This is a genomic window from Streptomyces sp. MMG1121, from assembly GCF_001280015.1.
Taxonomy (GTDB): Bacteria; Actinomycetota; Actinomycetes; order Streptomycetales; family Streptomycetaceae; genus Streptomyces.
This window is the reverse complement of the sequence record NZ_LGDV01000220.1, coordinates 1-17450: the sequence shown is the minus strand read 5'-3', so window position 1 is coordinate 17450 and position 17450 is coordinate 1. Positions and strand designations below refer to the sequence as shown.

Annotated in this window: 13 protein-coding genes; 5 read left to right on the top strand and 8 right to left on the bottom strand. The window is 71.7% G+C overall.

All coding sequences use genetic code 11. The annotated features are described in order from the left end of the window. Positions 1 to 27: 27 nt before the first annotated feature. From ADK64_RS32385 to ADK64_RS32370, 5 genes are all read right to left on the bottom strand, one after another. Positions 28 to 696, bottom strand: coding sequence for a potassium-transporting ATPase subunit C (locus tag ADK64_RS32385; RefSeq protein ID WP_053664935.1), 669 nt, complete (start codon positions 694 to 696; stop codon positions 28 to 30). Between the two features lie 2 nt (positions 697 to 698). Then, the gene (kdpB, locus tag ADK64_RS32380) at positions 699 to 2840 is read right to left on the bottom strand and encodes a potassium-transporting ATPase subunit KdpB (RefSeq protein WP_199829769.1); all 2142 of its coding nucleotides are present in this window, start codon (positions 2838 to 2840) and stop codon (positions 699 to 701) included. Further along, positions 2837 to 4501, bottom strand: a complete 1665-nt coding sequence (gene kdpA, locus ADK64_RS32375) for a potassium-transporting ATPase subunit KdpA (RefSeq protein WP_053664930.1) — start codon at positions 4499 to 4501, stop codon at positions 2837 to 2839. Before kdpA ends, kdpB (ADK64_RS32380) begins: the two co-directional genes overlap by 4 nt. A 7-nt stretch (positions 4502 to 4508) precedes the next feature. Beyond that, positions 4509 to 4598 (bottom strand): K(+)-transporting ATPase subunit F, encoded by a 90-nt coding sequence (kdpF, locus tag ADK64_RS42280; RefSeq protein ID WP_016434100.1) that lies wholly within the window; start codon positions 4596 to 4598, stop codon positions 4509 to 4511. Between the two features lie 258 nt (positions 4599 to 4856). Further along, on the bottom strand, positions 4857 to 6701 hold the full coding sequence (locus ADK64_RS32370; protein WP_053664928.1) for an APC family permease: 1845 nt from the start codon (positions 6699 to 6701) through the stop codon (positions 4857 to 4859). Positions 6702 to 6922: 221 nt separating this feature from the next. On the opposite strand from ADK64_RS32370, the gene ADK64_RS32365 reads away from it, so the two are divergent. Next, positions 6923 to 7447 carry a hypothetical protein gene (locus ADK64_RS32365; protein WP_053664927.1) on the top strand — a complete coding sequence of 175 codons (525 nt, stop codon included), beginning with the start codon at positions 6923 to 6925 and terminating at the stop codon, positions 7445 to 7447. Between the two features lie 39 nt (positions 7448 to 7486). Next, positions 7487 to 7687, top strand: a complete 201-nt coding sequence (locus tag ADK64_RS32360; protein ID WP_159046381.1) for a hypothetical protein — start codon at positions 7487 to 7489, stop codon at positions 7685 to 7687. A gap of 30 nt (positions 7688 to 7717) precedes the next feature. On the opposite strand, the gene ADK64_RS32355 is transcribed toward ADK64_RS32360, so the two are convergent. Together ADK64_RS32355 and ADK64_RS32350 are read right to left on the bottom strand one after the other, a co-directional pair. Then, complete coding sequence (locus tag ADK64_RS32355; RefSeq protein ID WP_053664923.1) at positions 7718 to 8506, bottom strand: DUF4118 domain-containing protein; 789 nt, start codon at positions 8504 to 8506, stop codon at positions 7718 to 7720. A 10-nt stretch (positions 8507 to 8516) separates the two neighbouring features. Then, positions 8517 to 11015: an ATP-binding protein gene (locus ADK64_RS32350; protein WP_053664921.1), complete on the bottom strand. Its 2499-nt coding sequence runs from the start codon at positions 11013 to 11015 to the stop codon at positions 8517 to 8519. 264 nt (positions 11016 to 11279) lie between these two features. On the opposite strand from ADK64_RS32350, the gene ADK64_RS32345 reads away from it, so the two are divergent. Continuing rightward, entirely contained in the window at positions 11280 to 12857 is a 1578-nt protein-coding gene (locus ADK64_RS32345) for a Na+/H+ antiporter (RefSeq protein ID WP_053664919.1), read from the top strand. Between the two features lie 90 nt (positions 12858 to 12947). Here the strand turns inward: ADK64_RS32345 and ADK64_RS32340 are convergent, their stop codons facing one another. Continuing rightward, complete coding sequence (locus tag ADK64_RS32340) at positions 12948 to 14318, bottom strand: hypothetical protein (protein WP_053664917.1); 1371 nt, start codon at positions 14316 to 14318, stop codon at positions 12948 to 12950. A gap of 501 nt (positions 14319 to 14819) precedes the next feature. Between ADK64_RS32340 and kdpB (ADK64_RS32335) the strand changes: the two genes are divergently transcribed. Together kdpB (ADK64_RS32335) and ADK64_RS43790 are read left to right on the top strand one after the other, a co-directional pair. After that, on the top strand, positions 14820 to 16973 hold the full coding sequence (kdpB, locus tag ADK64_RS32335; protein WP_053664915.1) for a potassium-transporting ATPase subunit KdpB: 2154 nt from the start codon (positions 14820 to 14822) through the stop codon (positions 16971 to 16973). A 357-nt stretch (positions 16974 to 17330) separates the two neighbouring features. Further along, the coding region (locus ADK64_RS43790) for an SDR family NAD(P)-dependent oxidoreductase (RefSeq protein WP_159046380.1) at positions 17331 to 17450 on the top strand (120 nt) is incomplete at its 3' end.

Below are 17450 nucleotides of genomic sequence, written 5' to 3'. Positions count from 1 at the left end.
ACTCCCGTCGCGAAGCGCGTAAGCCCGTCACTGCTTGGCCGTGAGGTCCTTGAGCGCGATGTTGAGTTCGAGGACGTTGACGCGGGGCTCCCCCATGAAGCCGAGGGTGCGGCCGCTCGTGTGGTCCTTGACCAGCTTCTCGACCTGGGCGACCGAGAGTCCGTTCTTCGCGGCGATCCGGTGCGCCTGGAGGTCCGCGTAGGCCGGCGAGATGTTCGGGTCGAGACCGGAGCCGGAGGAGGTGACGGCGTCGGCGGGCACGTCCGAGGGCTTGACCGCGTAGCCGGGCACCGAGTTGTCCTTCACCACGGCGGCCTTGGCGTCGTCGACCTGCTTGATCAGCACCTTGCTGTCCGCGGACAGGTTGGTGGCGCCCGACAGGATCAGCTTGTACCGCGTGTTGACGCTGTTCGCGCCGAGCCCGTTGGCCGGGCGGCCCTGGAACCACTTCAGGTCCGGGTCCGGGGTCTGCTGGCCCTTCTCCAGCGGCAGGTTGTACTGCTGCCCGATCAGGGACGAGCCGACGACCTTGCCGTCCGCCTTGATCTCCGAGCCGTTCGCCTTGCCGTGGAAGGCCGCCTGGGCGATGCCGGTCACCACCAGCGGGTAGACGACGCCGGTGACCAGGGTCAGCACGAGCAGTGCCCGCAGACCCGCGCCCAGCAACCGGGTCGTGTTCACAAAGGAGTTGTTCATGGCTATCGGCCGATTCCGGGGATGAGGGAGATGAGCAGGTCGATGATCTTGATGCCGATGAAGGGCGCGATCAGGCCGCCGAGTCCGTAGATCCCGAGGTTGCGGCGGAGCATCTTGTCCGCGCTCATCGGCCGGTAGCGCACGCCCTTCAGGGACAGCGGCACCAGCGCGATGATGATCAGCGCGTTGAAGATGACGGCCGACAGGATCGCGGAGTTGGGCGAGGACAGGTGCATGATGTTGAGCTTGTCCAGGCCCGGGTAGACCGCCGCGAACAGCGCCGGGATGATCGCGAAGTACTTCGCGACGTCGTTGGCGATGGAGAACGTCGTGAGCGCGCCCCGGGTGATCAGCAGCTGCTTGCCGATCTCGACGATCTCGATGAGCTTGGTCGGGTTGGAGTCGAGGTCGACCATGTTGCCGGCCTCCTTGGCGGCCGACGTACCCGTGTTCATCGCCACGCCGACGTCCGCCTGCGCGAGCGCGGGCGCGTCGTTCGTGCCGTCACCGGTCATCGCGACCAGCTTGCCGCCGGCCTGCTCCCGCTTGATGAGGGCCATCTTGTCCTCGGGGGTGGCCTCGGCGAGGAAGTCGTCGACGCCGGCCTCCTCCGCGATGGCCTTGGCGGTCAGCGGGTTGTCACCCGTGATCATGACCGTCTTGATGCCCATGCGGCGCAGTTCCTCGAACCGCTCCCGCATGCCCTCCTTGACGACGTCCTTCAGGTAGATGACGCCCAGGATGCGGGCGCCGTCGGCGTCCTCGACCGCGACCAGCAGCGGGGTGCCGCCGGCCTGCGAGATCCGGTCGGTCAGCGCCTGGGCGTCCTCGGCGACGGTGCCGCCCTGTTCCTGCACCCAGGCGATCACCGAGGCGGTGGCGCCCTTGCGGATCTTCCTGCCGTCCACGTCCACGCCCGACATCCGGGTCTGGGCGGTGAACTCGATCCACTCCGCGTGCGCCAGCTCGCCCTGGTGGCGCTCACGCAGCCCGTACTTCTCCTTCGCCAGGACGACGATCGAGCGGCCCTCGGGCGTCTCGTCGGCCAGCGAGGACAGCTGGGCCGCGTCCGCGACCTCGGCCTCGGTGGTGCCCCTGACCGGTGCGAACTCGGCGGCCTGCCGGTTGCCGAGGGTGATGGTGCCGGTCTTGTCGAGCAGCAGCGTGGAGACGTCACCGGCGGCCTCGACCGCGCGGCCGGACATGGCCAGGACGTTGCGCTGGACCAGACGGTCCATGCCCGCGATGCCGATCGCGGAGAGCAGGGCGCCGATGGTGGTCGGGATGAGGCAGACCAGCAGGGCGACCAGCACGATCATGGTCAGGTGCGTGCCGGCGTAGGTGGCGAACGGCGGCAGCGTGGCGCAGGCCAGCAGGAAGACGATGGTCAGCGAGGCGAGCAGGATGTTCAGCGCGATCTCGTTGGGCGTCTTCTGCCGGGCCGCGCCCTCGACCAGGTTGATCATCCGGTCGATGAAGGTCTCGCCGGGCTTCGTCGTGATCTTGATGACGATCCGGTCGGACAGCACCTTCGTACCGCCCGTGACGGCCGAGCGGTCGCCGCCGGACTCGCGGATGACCGGGGCGGACTCACCGGTGATGGCCGACTCGTCGACCGAGGCGACGCCCTCGACGACGTCGCCGTCACCGGGGATGATGTCGCCCGCCTCGCAGACCACCAGGTCACCGATGGTCAGCGCGGTGCCGGGGACCTGTTCCTCGGACGTGCCGTCGGCCAGCAGCCGGCGGGCGACGGTGTCGGTCTTGGCCTTGCGCAGGGTGTCGGCCTGCGCCTTGCCGCGGCCCTCGGCGACGGCCTCCGCCAGGTTGGCGAAGATCACCGTCAGCCACAGCCAGACGCTGATCGTCCAGCCGAACCAGTCGCCCGGGTGCTGGAAGGAGAAGGCGGTGGTCAGGATCGAGCCGACCCACACCACGAACATCACGGGAGACTTGACCATCACCCGCGGGTCGAGCTTGCGGAACGCGTCCGGCAGCGACTTGACCAGTGCCTTGGGGTCGAAGAGGCCCGCTCCGACACGGCCCTCGGCGGGCTTGTGCCCGGTGGGGACGTCGCTGTGCGGCGCCCGGGTGGGAGTGGCTGTGGACATCGCGTCCTCTTGCTTGTCAGTGCGAGTGGTCATGACGCCAGCCCCTCGGCCAGCGGACCCAGCGCGAGGGCCGGGAAGTAGGTCAGACCGGTGATGATCAGGATCGCGCCCACCAGCAGGCCGGTGAACAGCGGCTTCTCGGTGCGCAGGGTGCCCGCGGTGACCGGGACCGGCTTCTGCTCGGCGAGCGAGCCGGCCAGCGCTAGGACGAAGATCATGGGCAGGAAGCGGCCGAGCAGCATCGCGAGCCCGGTCATGGTGTTGAACCAGTCGGTGTTCGCGTTCAGGCCGGCGAAGGCCGAACCGTTGTTGTTCGACGCCGACGTGAACGCGTACAGCACCTCGGAGAAGCCGTGCGCGCCGGAGTTGAGCATCGAGTGCGGCGGGGTCGGCAGGGCCATCGAGGCCGCCGTGAACACCAGCACCAGGGCGGGGGTGATGAGGATGTAGCAGGCGGCGAGCTTCATCTCGCGGCCGCCGATCTTCTTGCCCAGGTACTCGGGGGTGCGGCCGACCATCAGGCCGGCGATGAACACCGCGATCACGGCCATGATCAGGATGCCGTACAGACCGGAGCCGGTGCCGCCGGGCGCGATCTCGCCCAGCATCATGCTGAGCATGGTGATGCCGCCGCCGAGTCCGGTGAAGGAGGAGTGGAAGGAGTCCACCGCACCGGTCGAGGTGAGTGTGGTCGCCACCGCGAAGATCGACGAGCCGCCGACGCCGAAGCGGACCTCCTTGCCCTCCATCGCCCCGCCGGCCGCCTGGAGCGCCGGGCCGTGGTGGGCGAACTCGCTCCACATCATCAGGGCGGTGAAGCCCAGCCAGATCGTGAACATCGTCGCGAGGATCGCGTAACCCTGCTTCACCGAGCCGACCATCACGCCGAAGGTGCGGGTCAGCGAGAACGGGATCACCAGGATCAGGAAGACCTCGAAGAGGTTGGTGAAGGGCGTCGGGTTCTCGAAGGGGTGGGCACTGTTGGCGTTGAAGTAGCCGCCACCGTTGGTGCCCAGCTCCTTGATGGCCTCCTGGGAGGCGACCGCGCCGCCGTTCCACTGCTGCGAGCCGCCCATGAACTGGCCGACCTCGTGGATGCCGGAGAAGTTCTGGATGGCGCCGCAGGCGACCAGGATCACCGCGGCGACCGCGGCACCCGGCAGCAGGATGCGCAGCGTGCCGCGCACCAGGTCGGTCCAGAAGTTGCCCAGCTCACCGGTGCGCGAGCGGACGAACCCGCGCACGAGGGCGACGGCGACGGCCATGCCGACGGCGGCGGAGAGGAAGTTCTGCACGGCCAGACCGGCGGTCTGTACGACGTGACCCATGGTCTGCTCGCCGTAGTACGACTGCCAGTTGGTGTTCGTCACGAACGACACGGCCGTGTTGAACGACTGCGCCGGGTTGACCGAGGAGAAGTGCAGCGAGCCGGGCAGGACGCCCTGGAGCCGCTGGAGCAGGTAGAGGAAGAGGACGCTGACGGCCGAGAAGGCGAGGACGCCGCGCAGATACGCGGGCCAGGTCATCTCGGTGTCGGGGTTGGCACCGATGCCCTTGTAGATCCACTTCTCGACGCGCAGATGCTGCTTCGAGGAGTAGACCTTGGCCATGTAGTTGCCGACGGGGACGTAGACGAGCGCCAGTGCGCCTATGAGGGCGAGCAGTTGGAGCACGCCGGCGAGTACGGGACCCATTCGTGTCTCAGAACCTCTCCGGGAAGATCAGGGCGAGGACGAGATAGCCCAGCAGGGCGACGGCCACGACGAGGCCGACGATGTTCTCGGCGGTCACAGCTTCGTCACCCCCTTGGCGACGAGGGCCACCAGCGCGAAACCCGCGAGCACGGTGACGACGAAGGCCAGATCGGCCATCGCGAACTCCTGGAGTGAGGTTCGGTTGAAACGGACGTGTACGAGGAAAGCGTCTCCTTGGCCGGATCCGGTCGCTCGTTGACGGCCCTCTTACGGCCGCCACCGCTCCTTTGACGGGACTCTTACGGCCGCTGCCCCGTACTGACCAGTAATCCTTGGTGACCGTCGGTGACCCGGCTCAGTGCAGCCGGAAGCGCAGCCGGCAGATCACCGCGTCCGTCTCCCTGCGCACGGCGTGCGCCACGACCGCGCCCCGCTGGTTCTGCAGCAGCCGCTGCCACAGGCGCTCCGGCTCGGCCTCCGGGATCAGCACGGTCACCTGGGTGCCCGGCTCGGCGGCGGCCACCTCACGGACGTAGGCGGCTATGGGCCTGCCCAGGGTGCGCCGTGCGCACGCCAGCCGCACCAGCTCCACCCCGGGGTCCCACTGGGCCCAGGCGCGCTCCAGGACGTGCAGCTGGGCCCGGTCCTCGGGGTCCGGGTAGCACACCGTCACCGCGCGGACCTCGTCGCCGAGGGAGGCGGCCGCGGTCAGCGCCTCCGAGGTCAGCCGGGACAGCGAGGACACCGGCACGATCACCAGCGAGCGGTCGCGGTGCGGGGCCTCGGGGATCCGGCCGAGGCCGAGCCGCTCGCCGATCCGGCCGTAGGCGCGGTGCACGGCTTCGAAGGCGGCCACCAGCAGCGGCAGGGCGATCACGATCAGCCAGGCGCCCTCCTCGAACTTGCTCGCCGTGACGACGACGGTCGCGACGCCGGTGAGGACCGCGCCGAAGCCGTTGAGCAGCGCCTTTCCGCGCCAGTTCGTCCCCCGCTCCAGCAGCCAGTGCCGGACCATGCCCACCTGGGCGATCGTGAAGCCGACGAAGACGCCGATCGCGAACATCGGCACCAGGGTGTTGGTGTCACCGCCGGAGAAGACCAGCAGCGCGGCCGAGACGACGGCGAGCGCGAGGACACCGTGCCGGTGCACCTGGCGGTCGGCCTTCAGGGCGAACACGTGCGGCGCGTAGTTGTCGCGGGCGAGCAGTTTCAGCAGCACCGGCAGGCCGCCGAAGGAGGTGTTCGCGGACAGGGCCAGCAGGATCATCGTCGCGAACTGGATGACGTAGAAGGCCCAGTCGTGGCCGAACGAGGCGTCCGCGAGCTGGGCCAGGACGGTGACGCCCCCGACCGGCTGGAGGTGGAAGCGGCCGATCAGCACCGACAGGCCGATCAGCATCAGACCGAGGACGGCACCGAGGGCGACCTCGGCGCTCTGGGCCCGCCGGACCCGCGGCACCCGGAAGGAGGGGACGGCGTTGGCGATGGCCTCCACGCCGGTCAGCGCGGCACAGCCGGAGGCGAATGCCTTGAGCAGCAGCAGCGCGCCCACGGACGAGGCGTTGTCCGCGAGGACCGAGGCGTGCCCGGCGGCCGTCGCCGTGCTCACCGGGTGGGAGCGGAACAGGCCGACGACGATGAGGACGAAGATCGAGCCGACGAAGACGACCGTCGGCACGATGAACGCCTTCGCGGACTCCACGATGCCGCGCAGGTTGACGCCCGTGATCAGGGCGAGCACCGCCAGGCACAGCCACAGCCGGTCGGCGTAGAGGGAGGGGAAGGCGGAGGTCAGCGCGGCCACGCCGGCGGTGACGGCGACGGCGACGTTGAGGACGTAGTCGAGCACCAGCGAGGCGGCGGCCACCAGGCTCGTCCGCGCGCCCAGATGGGTCTTCGCCACCGCGTACGACCCGCCGCCGTCCGGGAAGGCCGCGATGACCTGCCGGTAGGAGGCCACGAGCACCGCCAGCAGGGCGGCGATCGCCAGCGTCACCGGCATGGTGAAGCCCAGTCCGTGCGCGCCCGCGGCGGCGAGGACGAGGACGATCGCCTCGGGGCCGTACGCCACTGACGCCATCGCGTCCAGTGACAGGGCGGCGAGCCCCGTGACGGCGGTCAGCCGATGCCGCTCACCGGTATCAGGCGGCTCCTCGCCGGCGGGTACGGCATCCGGCTGCTCGGTGGTCTGGACGGACATGGGCGCGTGCTCCTTCTTCCTCCGCCGCGCACGAGGGCTGACTCGGGGCTGAAGCGTGCGCGGGCGCACCCAGGTTCTGTCCGTTTCCCACCGCATCCGACAGTTCCTTGCGACATCTTTGTGCCCAAGGGACCGACCTTGACGTGATCTTGACGGGTGTTCGCGTCAGAGCCGTGTCAAGGCGCGCGCATCCCCTTTCGCAGGTCAGTACCGTCGACGGCATGGGACGACGCCCCGAGGACGCGGGTGGGACGGCGAACGACCAGGACTGGGCGCGGGAGTTGTGGAGCGCCGTCCGCTGCGCCGGTGTCCTGCTCGCCCTGCTGCTCCTGGTCGACTGGGGCTCCGGCCGCAGCGCCCCGTGGCGTACCGCGCTGTGGTGCGCGCTCGCCGTGCTGCTGTTCGCCGTGCTGTGTCCCGCCCGGGTGTCCGCCGGCCGCGACTGGCTGGCCTCGCGCCGGCTGGGGCGCGAACACCGGGTGCGGACGGACCTGCTGGTGTCGGTCCGCTGCCTGGACGGCGTCTCCCACCGGCTGCTGCTGCGCGACGCCCTCGGCAACCGCGTCGAGATCGACCCCGAGGTCCTGGTGCGCAACCCGCAGTTGTGGTTCCGCCTCGACGAGGGCGCGCGGCAGGCGAGGGCCGACGGCCTGCTGCTGTGCGGACAGACGGCACTGGGCCGGCTGGCGTCCCGGATGGACCGGGAGACGGCTCGGGCCGTGTTCCGGGCGTCGGGGCTGGACTAGGCCCTGTGCTGTGGACACGGCTCCGTGGACAATGCGCAGGTGACAGAACCGACAGACCGGCTCCGGCGGTGGTCCGGAGCACGCGGCTCCGCCGTCTTCCTGGCGGGTGGCGCCCTCGGCATGCTCGCGTACACGACGCTCACGCACCGGCCGGGCGCGGTGCCGTGGGGCGGACTGCTCTTCGGCGCGGTGGTGTGCGCGGTGCTGGGCGTGCTGCTCCCGCGGCGGCGCCGGCACTGAACCCGCCCACCGCGGTCGAGGTGCCGCCCCTCACCTGCGCACCGGCCCCGCCGTGTCCAGCGCCGCCCCCGTCTGGTCGGCCAGGGTCACCGCGACCAGACGGGACGGGAGCGGGGGGACCGGGCCCGGGCCGGGGGTGAGCATGAAGCGGCCCAGGTAGTGGCCGTTGCCGTAGGCGCGCAGTTCGATCTCGCCCTCCGGCCAGCCGGCGGTGTCCAGGTCCCACGTCCGCTTGCCCACGGTCACGCTGCCGTCGGCACGCAGGCGGGGCGGCCGGCCGAGCAGGGTGCCGTACTCGAAGCGGCAGGCGCGCAGGCCGAGGAGGTCCGTCAGCTCGCCGCGGACATGGTCGACCACGACCTCCGCCGAACCCGCCTTCTTCGCCAGGTCGGCCGTGCGGTGGATGCGAGACAGATGGGCCTCGTCCGTGACCGTGACGACCTCCAACCACCGTGCCCTGGCAGCGAGTTGAGAGACCGTCACGCCGACCGTCAGCAACAGCACGGCCGTCACCACATCACCCGACGCTGTGATGTCGAAGGTCTCGTACGGCCGGGTCAGGAAGAAGTCGAACCAGGCCGCCGCCGACAGGGCCGCGACCACCCCCGCCGTACGGCTGCCGAGCGCCGACACGGCGACGACGACCACGACGAGGACGAGGGCGGCGTTCGCGTGCGACAGGTTCGTACGGAACGGGGCGAGGGCCAGGGACACCAGGAGCGGTGCAGCCAGGCCGGCCGTCAGGGCCCAGCGGTCCCGTGGCGCCCAGGCCGACGGCGCCTTCACGTGCGGCCTCCGTGCGCCGATCACAGCACTCATCACGCGCCTCCTACGCTCTGTGCACGCTCTCTTCGGTCGGTTCGGCACCCACCGGCAGTGCCGCGAACGGCAGCGAGACGACCATGGTGAGGCCGCCGCCGGGGGTGTCCTCGGGGCTGAGGGTGCCGCTCATCGCCTCGGTCAGACCCCGGGCGAGGGCGAGGCCGAGGCCGAGGCCGGTGGTGTTGTCGGTGTCGCCGAGCCGCTGGAAGGGTTCGAAGAGGCGGTCGCGGCCGTCGGCGGGCAGGCCCGGCCCCCGGTCCACGACGCGCAGCTCCACCCTCCCCGCCAGGGCACTCGCCGTGACCAGCACCTTCCTGCCGGGCGGGGTGTGCCGGGCGGCGTTGCCGACGAGGTTGGCGATCACCCGCTCCAGCAGCGGCGGATCGGCCAGCACCGCCGGGATGTCCTCCAGGTCCGCCACCTCGACGTCCGGCACGTCCGCCAGCGCCAACGGCAGCACCTCCTCCAGGGAGGTGGCCCGCAGATTGAGGGTGAGGGCGCCGGCCTCCAGCCGGCTGAGGTCGAGGAGGTTCTCCACCAGGCGGTTGAGCTTGGCCATGGACTCGTCGGCGGTGGACAGGAGTTCCTCGCGGTCCTCGTCCGTGAAGGTGACGTCGCGGCTGCGCAGCGAGGTGACGGCGGCCCAGCCGGCGGCGAGCGGGGTGCGCAGGTCGTGGCCGACGGCCCGCAGCAGTGCCGTGCGCAGCCGGTCGGCGGCCTTGACCGGCTCCACCTCGGCCGCCGCCTCGGCCAGCCGGGCCCGCTCCACCGCCGAGCCCACGTGTGCGGCGAACGCGGCCAGCACCCGGCGCTCGGAGGAGGAGAGGGTACGGCCGTGGAGGGTGAGGTAGGCGCCGGGACCGGCGGGTACGGCCGTCACTGCGGCCGCCGCGTCGGGCGGCTCGTCCACCAGGTCCGCCGATTCCATCCCGAAGGTCTCCCGGGTCCGCTCCAGCAGGGCGGGAATGGTCGCCTCGCCGCGCACGATGCTGCCGGCCAGGGACGACATGGTCTCCGCCTCGGCCGTGGCCCGGGCGGAGCGGCGCGAAAGCCTGAGGGACCGGTCCACGACCGCGGCCACCGTGGCCGCCACCACCGCGAACACCGTCAGGGCCACCAGGGCGTTCGGATCGTCCAGGGTGAAGGCGCCGATGGGCGGGATGAACCAGTAGTTGAGCAGCAGGGACGCCGTCACCGACGCGATCACCGCCGAGGTGACGCCGCCTATGCAGGCCACGCCGACCACGGCGAGCAGGAACAGCAGGGCCTCGCTGGTCAGGTTCAGCGTGCCCCTGAGCTGGGCGAGGAGAGCCGTGAGCAGCACCGGCAGCACCAGCCCGGCCACCGGGCCCGCGATGAGCCGGCCGGTGGAGAGGGTACGGCGGCGCGAGGGCAGCAGGGTGCCGCGGCCGGCCCGCTCATGGGTGACCCGGTGGACGTCGATGTCGCCGGACAGCTCGGTGACCGTCTCGCCGGTGCCGGGCCCGGTGAGGAACCGGGTCAGCCGGCCGCGCCGGCTCGTGCCCAGCACCAGCTGGGTGGCGTTCTCGGCACGGGCGAACTCCACCAGGGCGGTGGCGACGTCGTCGCCGACGACCGAGTGGTAGCTGCCACCGAGGTCCTCCACGAGCCGGCGCTGCCGGGCCAGGGAGGCGTGCGAGACCCCGGCGGCGAGCCCGTCGCTGCGGGCCACGTGCACGGCGAGCAGATCGCCGCCGGCGGACCGGTCGGCGATGCGGGCGGCCCGCCGGACCAGGGTGTCCCCCTCCGGGCCTCCCGTCAGGGCGACGACCACGCGCTCCCGGGTCTCCCACACGCGGCCGATCCCGTGCTGGGTGCGGTATTCCTGGAGGGCCTCGTCGACCCGGTCGGCCGTCCACAGCAGCGCCAGCTGGCGCAGGGCGGTCAGATTGCCGGGCCGGAAGTAGTTGGCGAGCGCCGCGTCGATCTTCTCGGGGGCGTAGACGTTGCCGTGCGCCATGCGCCGGCGCAGCCCCTCGGGGGGCATGTCCACCAGCTCGATCTGCCAGGCGCGCCGTACGACCTCGTCCGGCACGGTCTCGTGCTGGGGCACCCCGGTGATCTTCTCGACGACGTCGTTGAGGGACTCCAGGTGCTGGATGTTCAGCGCCGTGATGACGTCGACGCCGGCGTCGAGCAGCGCCTCGATGTCCTGCCAGCGCTTGGGGTTGCGGCCGTCGCCGGGGATGTTGCTGTGGGCGAACTCGTCCACGATCGCCACCTGCGGGCGCCGGTCGAGCACCGCGGCCAGGTCCATCTCCTCGAACCGCCCGCCCCGGTAGGAGCAGGGCGCCCGGGCGACGGTCTCCAGGCCGTCGAGCATCGCCTCGGTGTGCGGCCGCCCGTGGCACTCCGCGAACCCCACCACCACGTCGGCCCCGCGCCCGGCACGGCGCCGCCCCTCGTCGAGCATCCGGTAGGTCTTGCCGACCCCCGGGGCAGCCCCGAGGTAGACCTTCAGTCGTCCGGGCCGTACGTCACTCATCGCCGCCGACGCGCTCCGCTCACTGATCCAACTCCCCTGCGCGGGAAGGTTCCTCCTTCAAAGGAAGCCGCTTCACGAGGCGGTCCGCGCGGTTGTTAGCGCTTCCTTGGCGGCGGCCCCGGGGACCTTGACACTGTCTTGATGGGGCCTGGCCCGATAGGGTGAGCCCAGGTGTGCCGGGAAGTCTGGTCGGCCGGAGGCCGGGGCGGCTTCCGCAATCCCCTCCGCGTTTCCAGAGGGCTTTTGCGTTTCCAGAGGGACGGCATGCGCAGCGTAGGTACGGTTCTCGCCCTCGTGGTCCTCGCCACGGTGGTCGCCACCTTCGCCCGCCGGTGGCGGATCCCGGCACCTTCGCTGCTGGTGGTCGCCGGCCTCGCCGTCGCCCTGCTGCCGGGCACCCCCCAGATCGCGATCAGCCCCGAGATCATCGGCCTCGTCGTACTGCCGCCGCTGCTGTACGCGAGCGCCGAGGACATGCCCTGGCGAGAGCTGCGCGCGGTGTGGAAACCGGTCGGGATCCTCGCGATCGGGCTGGTGCTCGCCTCGGCGGCGGCCGTCGGCGCGGTGGCCGTCTTCGTGACCCCCCTGCCGTGGCAGATGGCGCTGGTGCTGGGCGCGGTGCTGGCCAGCACCGACCCGGTGGCGGTCACCGCGCTGGGCCGCCGGCTCGCCCTGCCGCCCCGGGTGCAGGTCCTGGTGCAGGCGGAGAGCCTGTTCAACGACGCGACCTCGCTGGTGCTGGTCCGGGTGGCCGCGGGCATCGCGATCGCCTCGGCCGCCGCGAACTGGGGCTCGGCGGGCGGCCAGTTCCTGCTGCTCGCGGGCGGCGGCACGGTGGTCGGCGCGGCGGTCGCGGGCGTGATCACACTGATCCGGCGGCGTACCGAGGACCCGGTGCTGGAGACGGTGATCGCGCTGGTCACCCCCTACGCCGCCTATCTGCTCGCGGAGGTCGCGCACACCTCCGGCGTGACCTCGTGCGTGGTGGCCGGGGTGGTCCTCGGCGGCCGTGGCGACCGGCTCACCAACGCCCGCATCCGGCTCCAGCTGCACGCCGTCTACGGCACGGTCGTCTTCCTGCTGGAGAGCGTGGTGTTCAGCCTGATAGGGCTCGCGCTGCCCTCCCAGGTGCGGGCACTGGCCCACGGCGACCGGGCCTGGCCGCTGTACGCCCTCGCGGTCGCCGCCACGCTGATCGCCGTACGTCTGCTGTGGCTCGCGCCGCTGTCGGCGGTCGTACAGCGCAAGGGCGGGCTCGGCCGGATGAACTGGCGGATCCCCGTGGTGCTGACCTGGGCCGGCACCCGGGGCGTGATGCCGCTGGCCGCCGCGCTGTCCATCCCCGAGGTCATGAAGGACGGCACACCGCTCGACGGCCGGCCGCTGGTCCTGGTCCTGACCACCTCGGTCGTGGTCGTCACGCTCGTGGTCCAGGGGTTCACCCTGGCCCCGGTCGTCCGCGCCTCCGGCATCGCCCTGGAGCCCGCGCACACCGCCCGCGAGGAGGCACGGGCCCGCTCCCACCTGGCCCACGCCGGACTCGCCCGGCTGGAGGAGCTGGCCGAGCTGGAGGTCGTACCGGACGTCGTCCTGGACCGGCTGCGCCGCGGGCTCGCGGCGCGGCTGGAGGATGCGCGGGACCGGCTGGCCGAGAACGAGGACGGCTCCGCCGCGGGTACCGAGTCCGCGGACCTGGTCTACCGGCAGCTGCGGCGGGATCTGATAGCTGTGGAGACGGCGGAGCTGCAGCGGCTGTACGACGGGCACCGGATCAGTGACACCACGCGGCGGCGGCTCCAGCGGTCGCTGGATCTGGAGGAGGCTCGGCTCACGGACGCGTAGCGCTCCGCGGGGGGCCGGTTCTTCGGCCGCGGGTCCGTTGTGGCTGGTCGCGCCGTTCCCCGCGCCCCTTGCCGGCTGCGGTTCCGTGTCTCACCGGTATTCCGCCAGCCGCGGCCGCAGGCCCAGCAGCGTCAGCAGAACAGCCGCCGCCAGTAGTCCTCCCGCCCACGGCAGCACCCCGCTCACCTCCGAGCGGCCCGCCTCGACGTTGGACGTGAAGTGGGCGCGGTTGATGTCCGTCACCTTGTCCAGGGCGGTCATCCAGGCGCCGAAGTGGGCGTTGGACGTGCCCGGTTCCCAGCCCATGCAGAACTCGGCCGCCTCGCGCTCCTTGCCGGCCGCCAGCAGGGCGCGGATCTTGCGGTCGTCCCGCTGGTAGACGGCGTACGTCTCGACGGTCTTCTCCGCCGCGGCACGCTCGCCGGGGAAGGTGATGTTGTCCAGCTCGCGCCGGAACTCGCCGGTGAAGCGCAGGTCGTGGTGGTCGGTCTCGTACGCCTGCCAGGTGGTGGCCAGTTCGGTGTCGTACGACGCGAGGGTGGCGCCCCGCAGGCCGTACAGCTGCTGGGACTTGGCCAGGAACGAGGCCTCGTACCGCGCACGGCGCTGCGGGTCGAGCAGATAGCGGCTCTCGTCGGCGTTGGCGTCGTAGGCGATGGCGCGGGCGCGGGAGAGGGCGACGACGGAGTCGAAGGCGTCGTGCCGGGCCACCCGCAGATGCGTGGCCGAGGCGGACAGCAGCTGCCCGCCGAGAATCACCGCGAGCAGGGTGCAGACCGTGGCGGCCAGGACGCCGGGGTTGAGGACGCGGCGGAAAGCGCGGGCGAGATACCACTGCAGGGCGCCGAGCACGGCCAGCAGCAGGACGCCGAGGGCGAGGACGGCGATGAGCTGGGCGGAGAGTGTGGAGCGGGCGGTGGTGTACTCGGCTTCGAAGGCCGCGTCGTTCGAGGACACCAACGTGGTCGCGGCGGGCAGGAGTTGGCCGCGCAACAGGTCGGTGGCGCGGCGGTAGTCGGCGAGGGCGGCCGGTTTGCCGCCGCGGTGGCCGTCGTTCTCCAGGGCCCGGCCGATCAGCTCCTGGTACTCGGCGAAGTCGTCGGTCAGCGACTCGACCGTCTCCTCGTCGGCCCGGCTGCCCTGCGCGGCGACGGCGAGGGCCCGCAGATCGTGGCCGATCTCGCGCCGGGCGTCGCCGTAGAAGCCGACGGCCTTCGTGTACGGGGTCTGCAGGCGTCCCTGACCCGCGTCGCCGCTGGACAGCAGGATGTTGGCGGCCTGGGCGTCCATGTCGTTCAGGGCCAGGTCGAGACCGGCGGCGCTGGTGGTGCGGGGTGCGTCACGGTCGGCCACGCTGTTCCAGGTGCCGCGGGCGGCGAGCCCCGCCACCAGCAGCAGTGCGGCGAGGGTGGCCGCGAGCAGCACCGTGGCCGCGCGCAGAAGGCGCAGCCGCGCGGGCACGGATGCCCAGTAGCGGCGGCGCAGAGCGGCCCGCGCGGCCTCGGTCTGCCGCCACCACCGGCGCAGCCCCGGACCCGGTCCGGCCGTCCGCGAACCCCCTCGCTGCCGTGGTCCGGGACTGCGCCCTGGTGGGACGACCGCCGCTCTCCGTGGCGGTGTGCCTTCCTCGCCCCCTTCTTCGGTGCGAGGACTCCGCGCTGATCCGGCCGTGAGAGTCACGGTCCCTCCAACGTCACGCCACGGACGGTCGCCCGTCCCCCGTTGCTGATCAGTCTGCGGTGGAAATCGGCCACCTTTGGCCCACGTTGACGACCTCCTGACGGCTTCTCAGGTTTGTTTGACGCCACGTTGACGGCGTCGGCGACGAAGCCGTATGAGTGCCGCAAATTCCCCGCCGGGCGGGCCGGACACCGCCCTGAACAGGGCTAGATTCACCCGCGCAATCCCTCCGCCTCTCCCCCCGGAACCAATCCCTGCCACCCCCGAGACACGAAGGTGTCCATGCTTCCTGCTGCCCCCGAGAAGGCCCCACCGTCCCGCCCGAGGCGCGGAGCCCGGGGCCGGCCGGAGCGAAGGGCGAGGCGCCGGGCCCCGAGCGGGCTGTTCGAACCCGCCCAGCTCGTCCGCTCCTTCCCCGAGGCGCTGCACAAGCTGCATCCACGGGTCCTGGTGAAGAACCCGGTGCTCTTCGTCGTCTGTGTCGGCGCGGTCCTCACCACGCTGTCGGCGCTGCTGCACCCGGCCGTCTTCACCTGGGTCATCAGCCTCTGGCTGTGGCTGACGGTTGTCTTCGCCAACCTCGCCGAGGCCGTCGCCGAGGGCCGCGGCAAGGCCCAGGCGGAGTCGCTGCGCCGGGCCCGTACGGACACGGTGGCGCTGCGGCTGGAGCACTGGAGCTACGGCACGAACCCGGCCACCGCCCGCACGGAGGCCGTCGCCGCCACCGACCTCAAGCCGCTGGACGTCGTCGTGGTGGAGGCGGGCGAGATGATCCCGGCCGACGGCGATGTCATCGACGGTGTGGCCGCCGTGGACGAGTCGGCGGTGACCGGCGAGTCGGCCCCCGTGATCCGGGAGGCCGGCGGCGACCGCAGCGGGGTCACGGGCGGTACGACGGTGCTGTCCGACCGGATCCTGGTCCGGGTCAGCGCCCGCCCCGGGCACAGCTTCCTGGACCGGATGATCGCGCTGGTGGAGGGCGCCGCCCGGCAGAAGACCCCGAACGAGATAGCACTCAACATCCTGCTGGCCTCGCTCACGATCATCTTCCTGCTGGTCGTGGTCGCGCTCCAGCCGATGGGCGAGTACGCGGGCGCCGCCCAGCCCACGGCCGTACTGGTCGCGCTCCTCGTCACCCTCATCCCGACCACCATCGGCGCCCTGCTCTCCGCGATCGGCATCGCCGGCATGGACCGCCTGGTGCAGCGCAACGTGCTGGCCATGTCCGGCCGGGCCGTGGAGGCCGCCGGTGACGTGAACACCCTGCTCCTCGACAAGACCGGCACCATCACCCTCGGCAACCGCGAGGCCGCCGCCTTCGTGCCGCTGCCCGGGATCGAGGAGCGCCGGCTCGCGGACGCGGCCCAGCTGTCCTCGCTGGCCGACGAGACCCCGGAGGGCCGCTCGGTCGTCGTCCTGGCCAAGGAGCGGTACGGGCTGCGGGCGCCCGCCGAGGGCGAGTTGGCGAACGCCCGCTGGGTGCCGTTCAGCGCGCAGACCCGGATGAGCGGGGTCGATCTGCGCTGGGACAACGGAGCCGTCTGCGCCATCCGCAAGGGCGCCGCCGGGCAGGTCATCGACTGGGTGCGGATGTACGGCGGCCAGGTTCCGCCGGAGGCCCGGCGGTACGCCGACGCGGTGGCCGCCGGCGGTGGCACACCGCTGCTGGTGGCGGTGCACGACTGGGACGGGCCGCGCGTGCTCGGCCTGATCCACCTCAAGGACGTCGTCAAGGACGGCATCCGCGAACGCTTCGCCGAACTGCGCCGCATGGGCATCCGCACGGTGATGATCACCGGCGACAACCCGCTGACCGCCCGCGCCATCGCCCAGGAGGCGGGCGTGGACGACTACTTGGCCGAGGCCACGCCCGAGGACAAGCTCGCGCTGATCCGGCGGGAGCAGGAGGGCGGCAAGCTCGTGGCGATGACCGGTGACGGCACGAACGACGCGCCCGCGCTCGCGCAGGCCGACGTCGGCGTCGCCATGAACACCGGCACGTCGGCCGCCAAGGAGGCCGGCAACATGGTCGACCTCGACTCCAACCCGACCAAGCTCATCGAGATCGTCGAGATCGGCAAGCAACTCCTCATCACCCGGGGCGCGCTCACGACGTTCTCCATCACGAACGACGTGGCCAAGTACTTCGCCATCATCCCGGCGATGTTCGCGGGCTCGTACCCGGGCCTGGGGTCCCTGAACGTGATGGGGCTGCACAGCCCGACCTCCGCGATCACCTCCGCGATCATCTTCAACGCGCTGATCATCGTGGCGCTGATCCCGCTGGCCCTGCGCGGGGTGCGCTACACCCCCGCCTCGGCCCACGACCTGCTGCGCCGCAACCTGCTCGTGTACGGCCTCGGCGGGCTCGTCCTGCCCTTCGTCGGCATCAAGCTGATCGACCTGATCGTCTCCCAGGTGCCGGGCCTCGGCTGAGCCGCTCGGCGTTCCGGCGGCCCGTCAAGGAACCGTATGCGCACGTCAGGGCCCCGTCAGAGAACGTGCTCGCGGCTTGCCCGGCCCGTGCGGCACGGCTTCCATGGAGAGCGTGAACAGCGCCTGGCTCCTCTTCGACCGGCCGCCGAGTCCCGTTCGGCCGCCACGTCGTACGCCGCGCTGAACGGAAGCGTCCGCGTCCCGCCGACGCGCGTCCGCCGACGCCGCTTTCCGTGACCCGAGGGGCGCCGTGATCGGCTCCGGCGCCCCTCGACCCACGTTCACCACCTTCACCCCAGCACGCCCACCGTCCCTTCGCCGGGCCGCGCGGACGTGCCCGCGACCCCGGATGGGACCATGACCGACTCCGCCCTCTCCTCCCGTACCGTGCTGGTCACCGGAGCCACCTCCGGCATCGGCCACGAGACCGCGCGGCAGCTCGCCGAACGCGGCGCCACCGTGCTGCTGCACGGCCGT

Bases quoted from the DNA above. Each gene is read 5' to 3' on its own strand.
- ADK64_RS32385 (WP_053664935.1), bottom strand. From the start codon at position 696: ATGAACAACTCCTTTGTGAACACGACCCGGTTGCTGGGCGCGGGTCTG.
- kdpA (WP_053664930.1), bottom strand. From the start codon at position 4,501: ATGGGTCCCGTACTCGCCGGCGTGCTCCAACTGCTCGCCCTCATAGGC.
- ADK64_RS32355 (WP_053664923.1), bottom strand. From the start codon at position 8,506: ATGAGTGCTGTGATCGGCGCACGGAGGCCGCACGTGAAGGCGCCGTCG.
- ADK64_RS32350 (WP_053664921.1), bottom strand. From the start codon at position 11,015: ATGAGTGACGTACGGCCCGGACGACTGAAGGTCTACCTCGGGGCTGCC.
- kdpB (WP_199829769.1), bottom strand. From the start codon at position 2,840: ATGACCACTCGCACTGACAAGCAAGAGGACGCGATGTCCACAGCCACT.
- ADK64_RS32365 (WP_053664927.1), top strand. From the start codon at position 6,923: ATGGGACGACGCCCCGAGGACGCGGGTGGGACGGCGAACGACCAGGAC.
- ADK64_RS32345 (WP_053664919.1), top strand. From the start codon at position 11,280: ATGCGCAGCGTAGGTACGGTTCTCGCCCTCGTGGTCCTCGCCACGGTG.
- kdpB (WP_053664915.1), top strand. From the start codon at position 14,820: ATGCTTCCTGCTGCCCCCGAGAAGGCCCCACCGTCCCGCCCGAGGCGC.
- ADK64_RS32370 (WP_053664928.1), bottom strand. From the start codon at position 6,701: ATGTCCGTCCAGACCACCGAGCAGCCGGATGCCGTACCCGCCGGCGAG.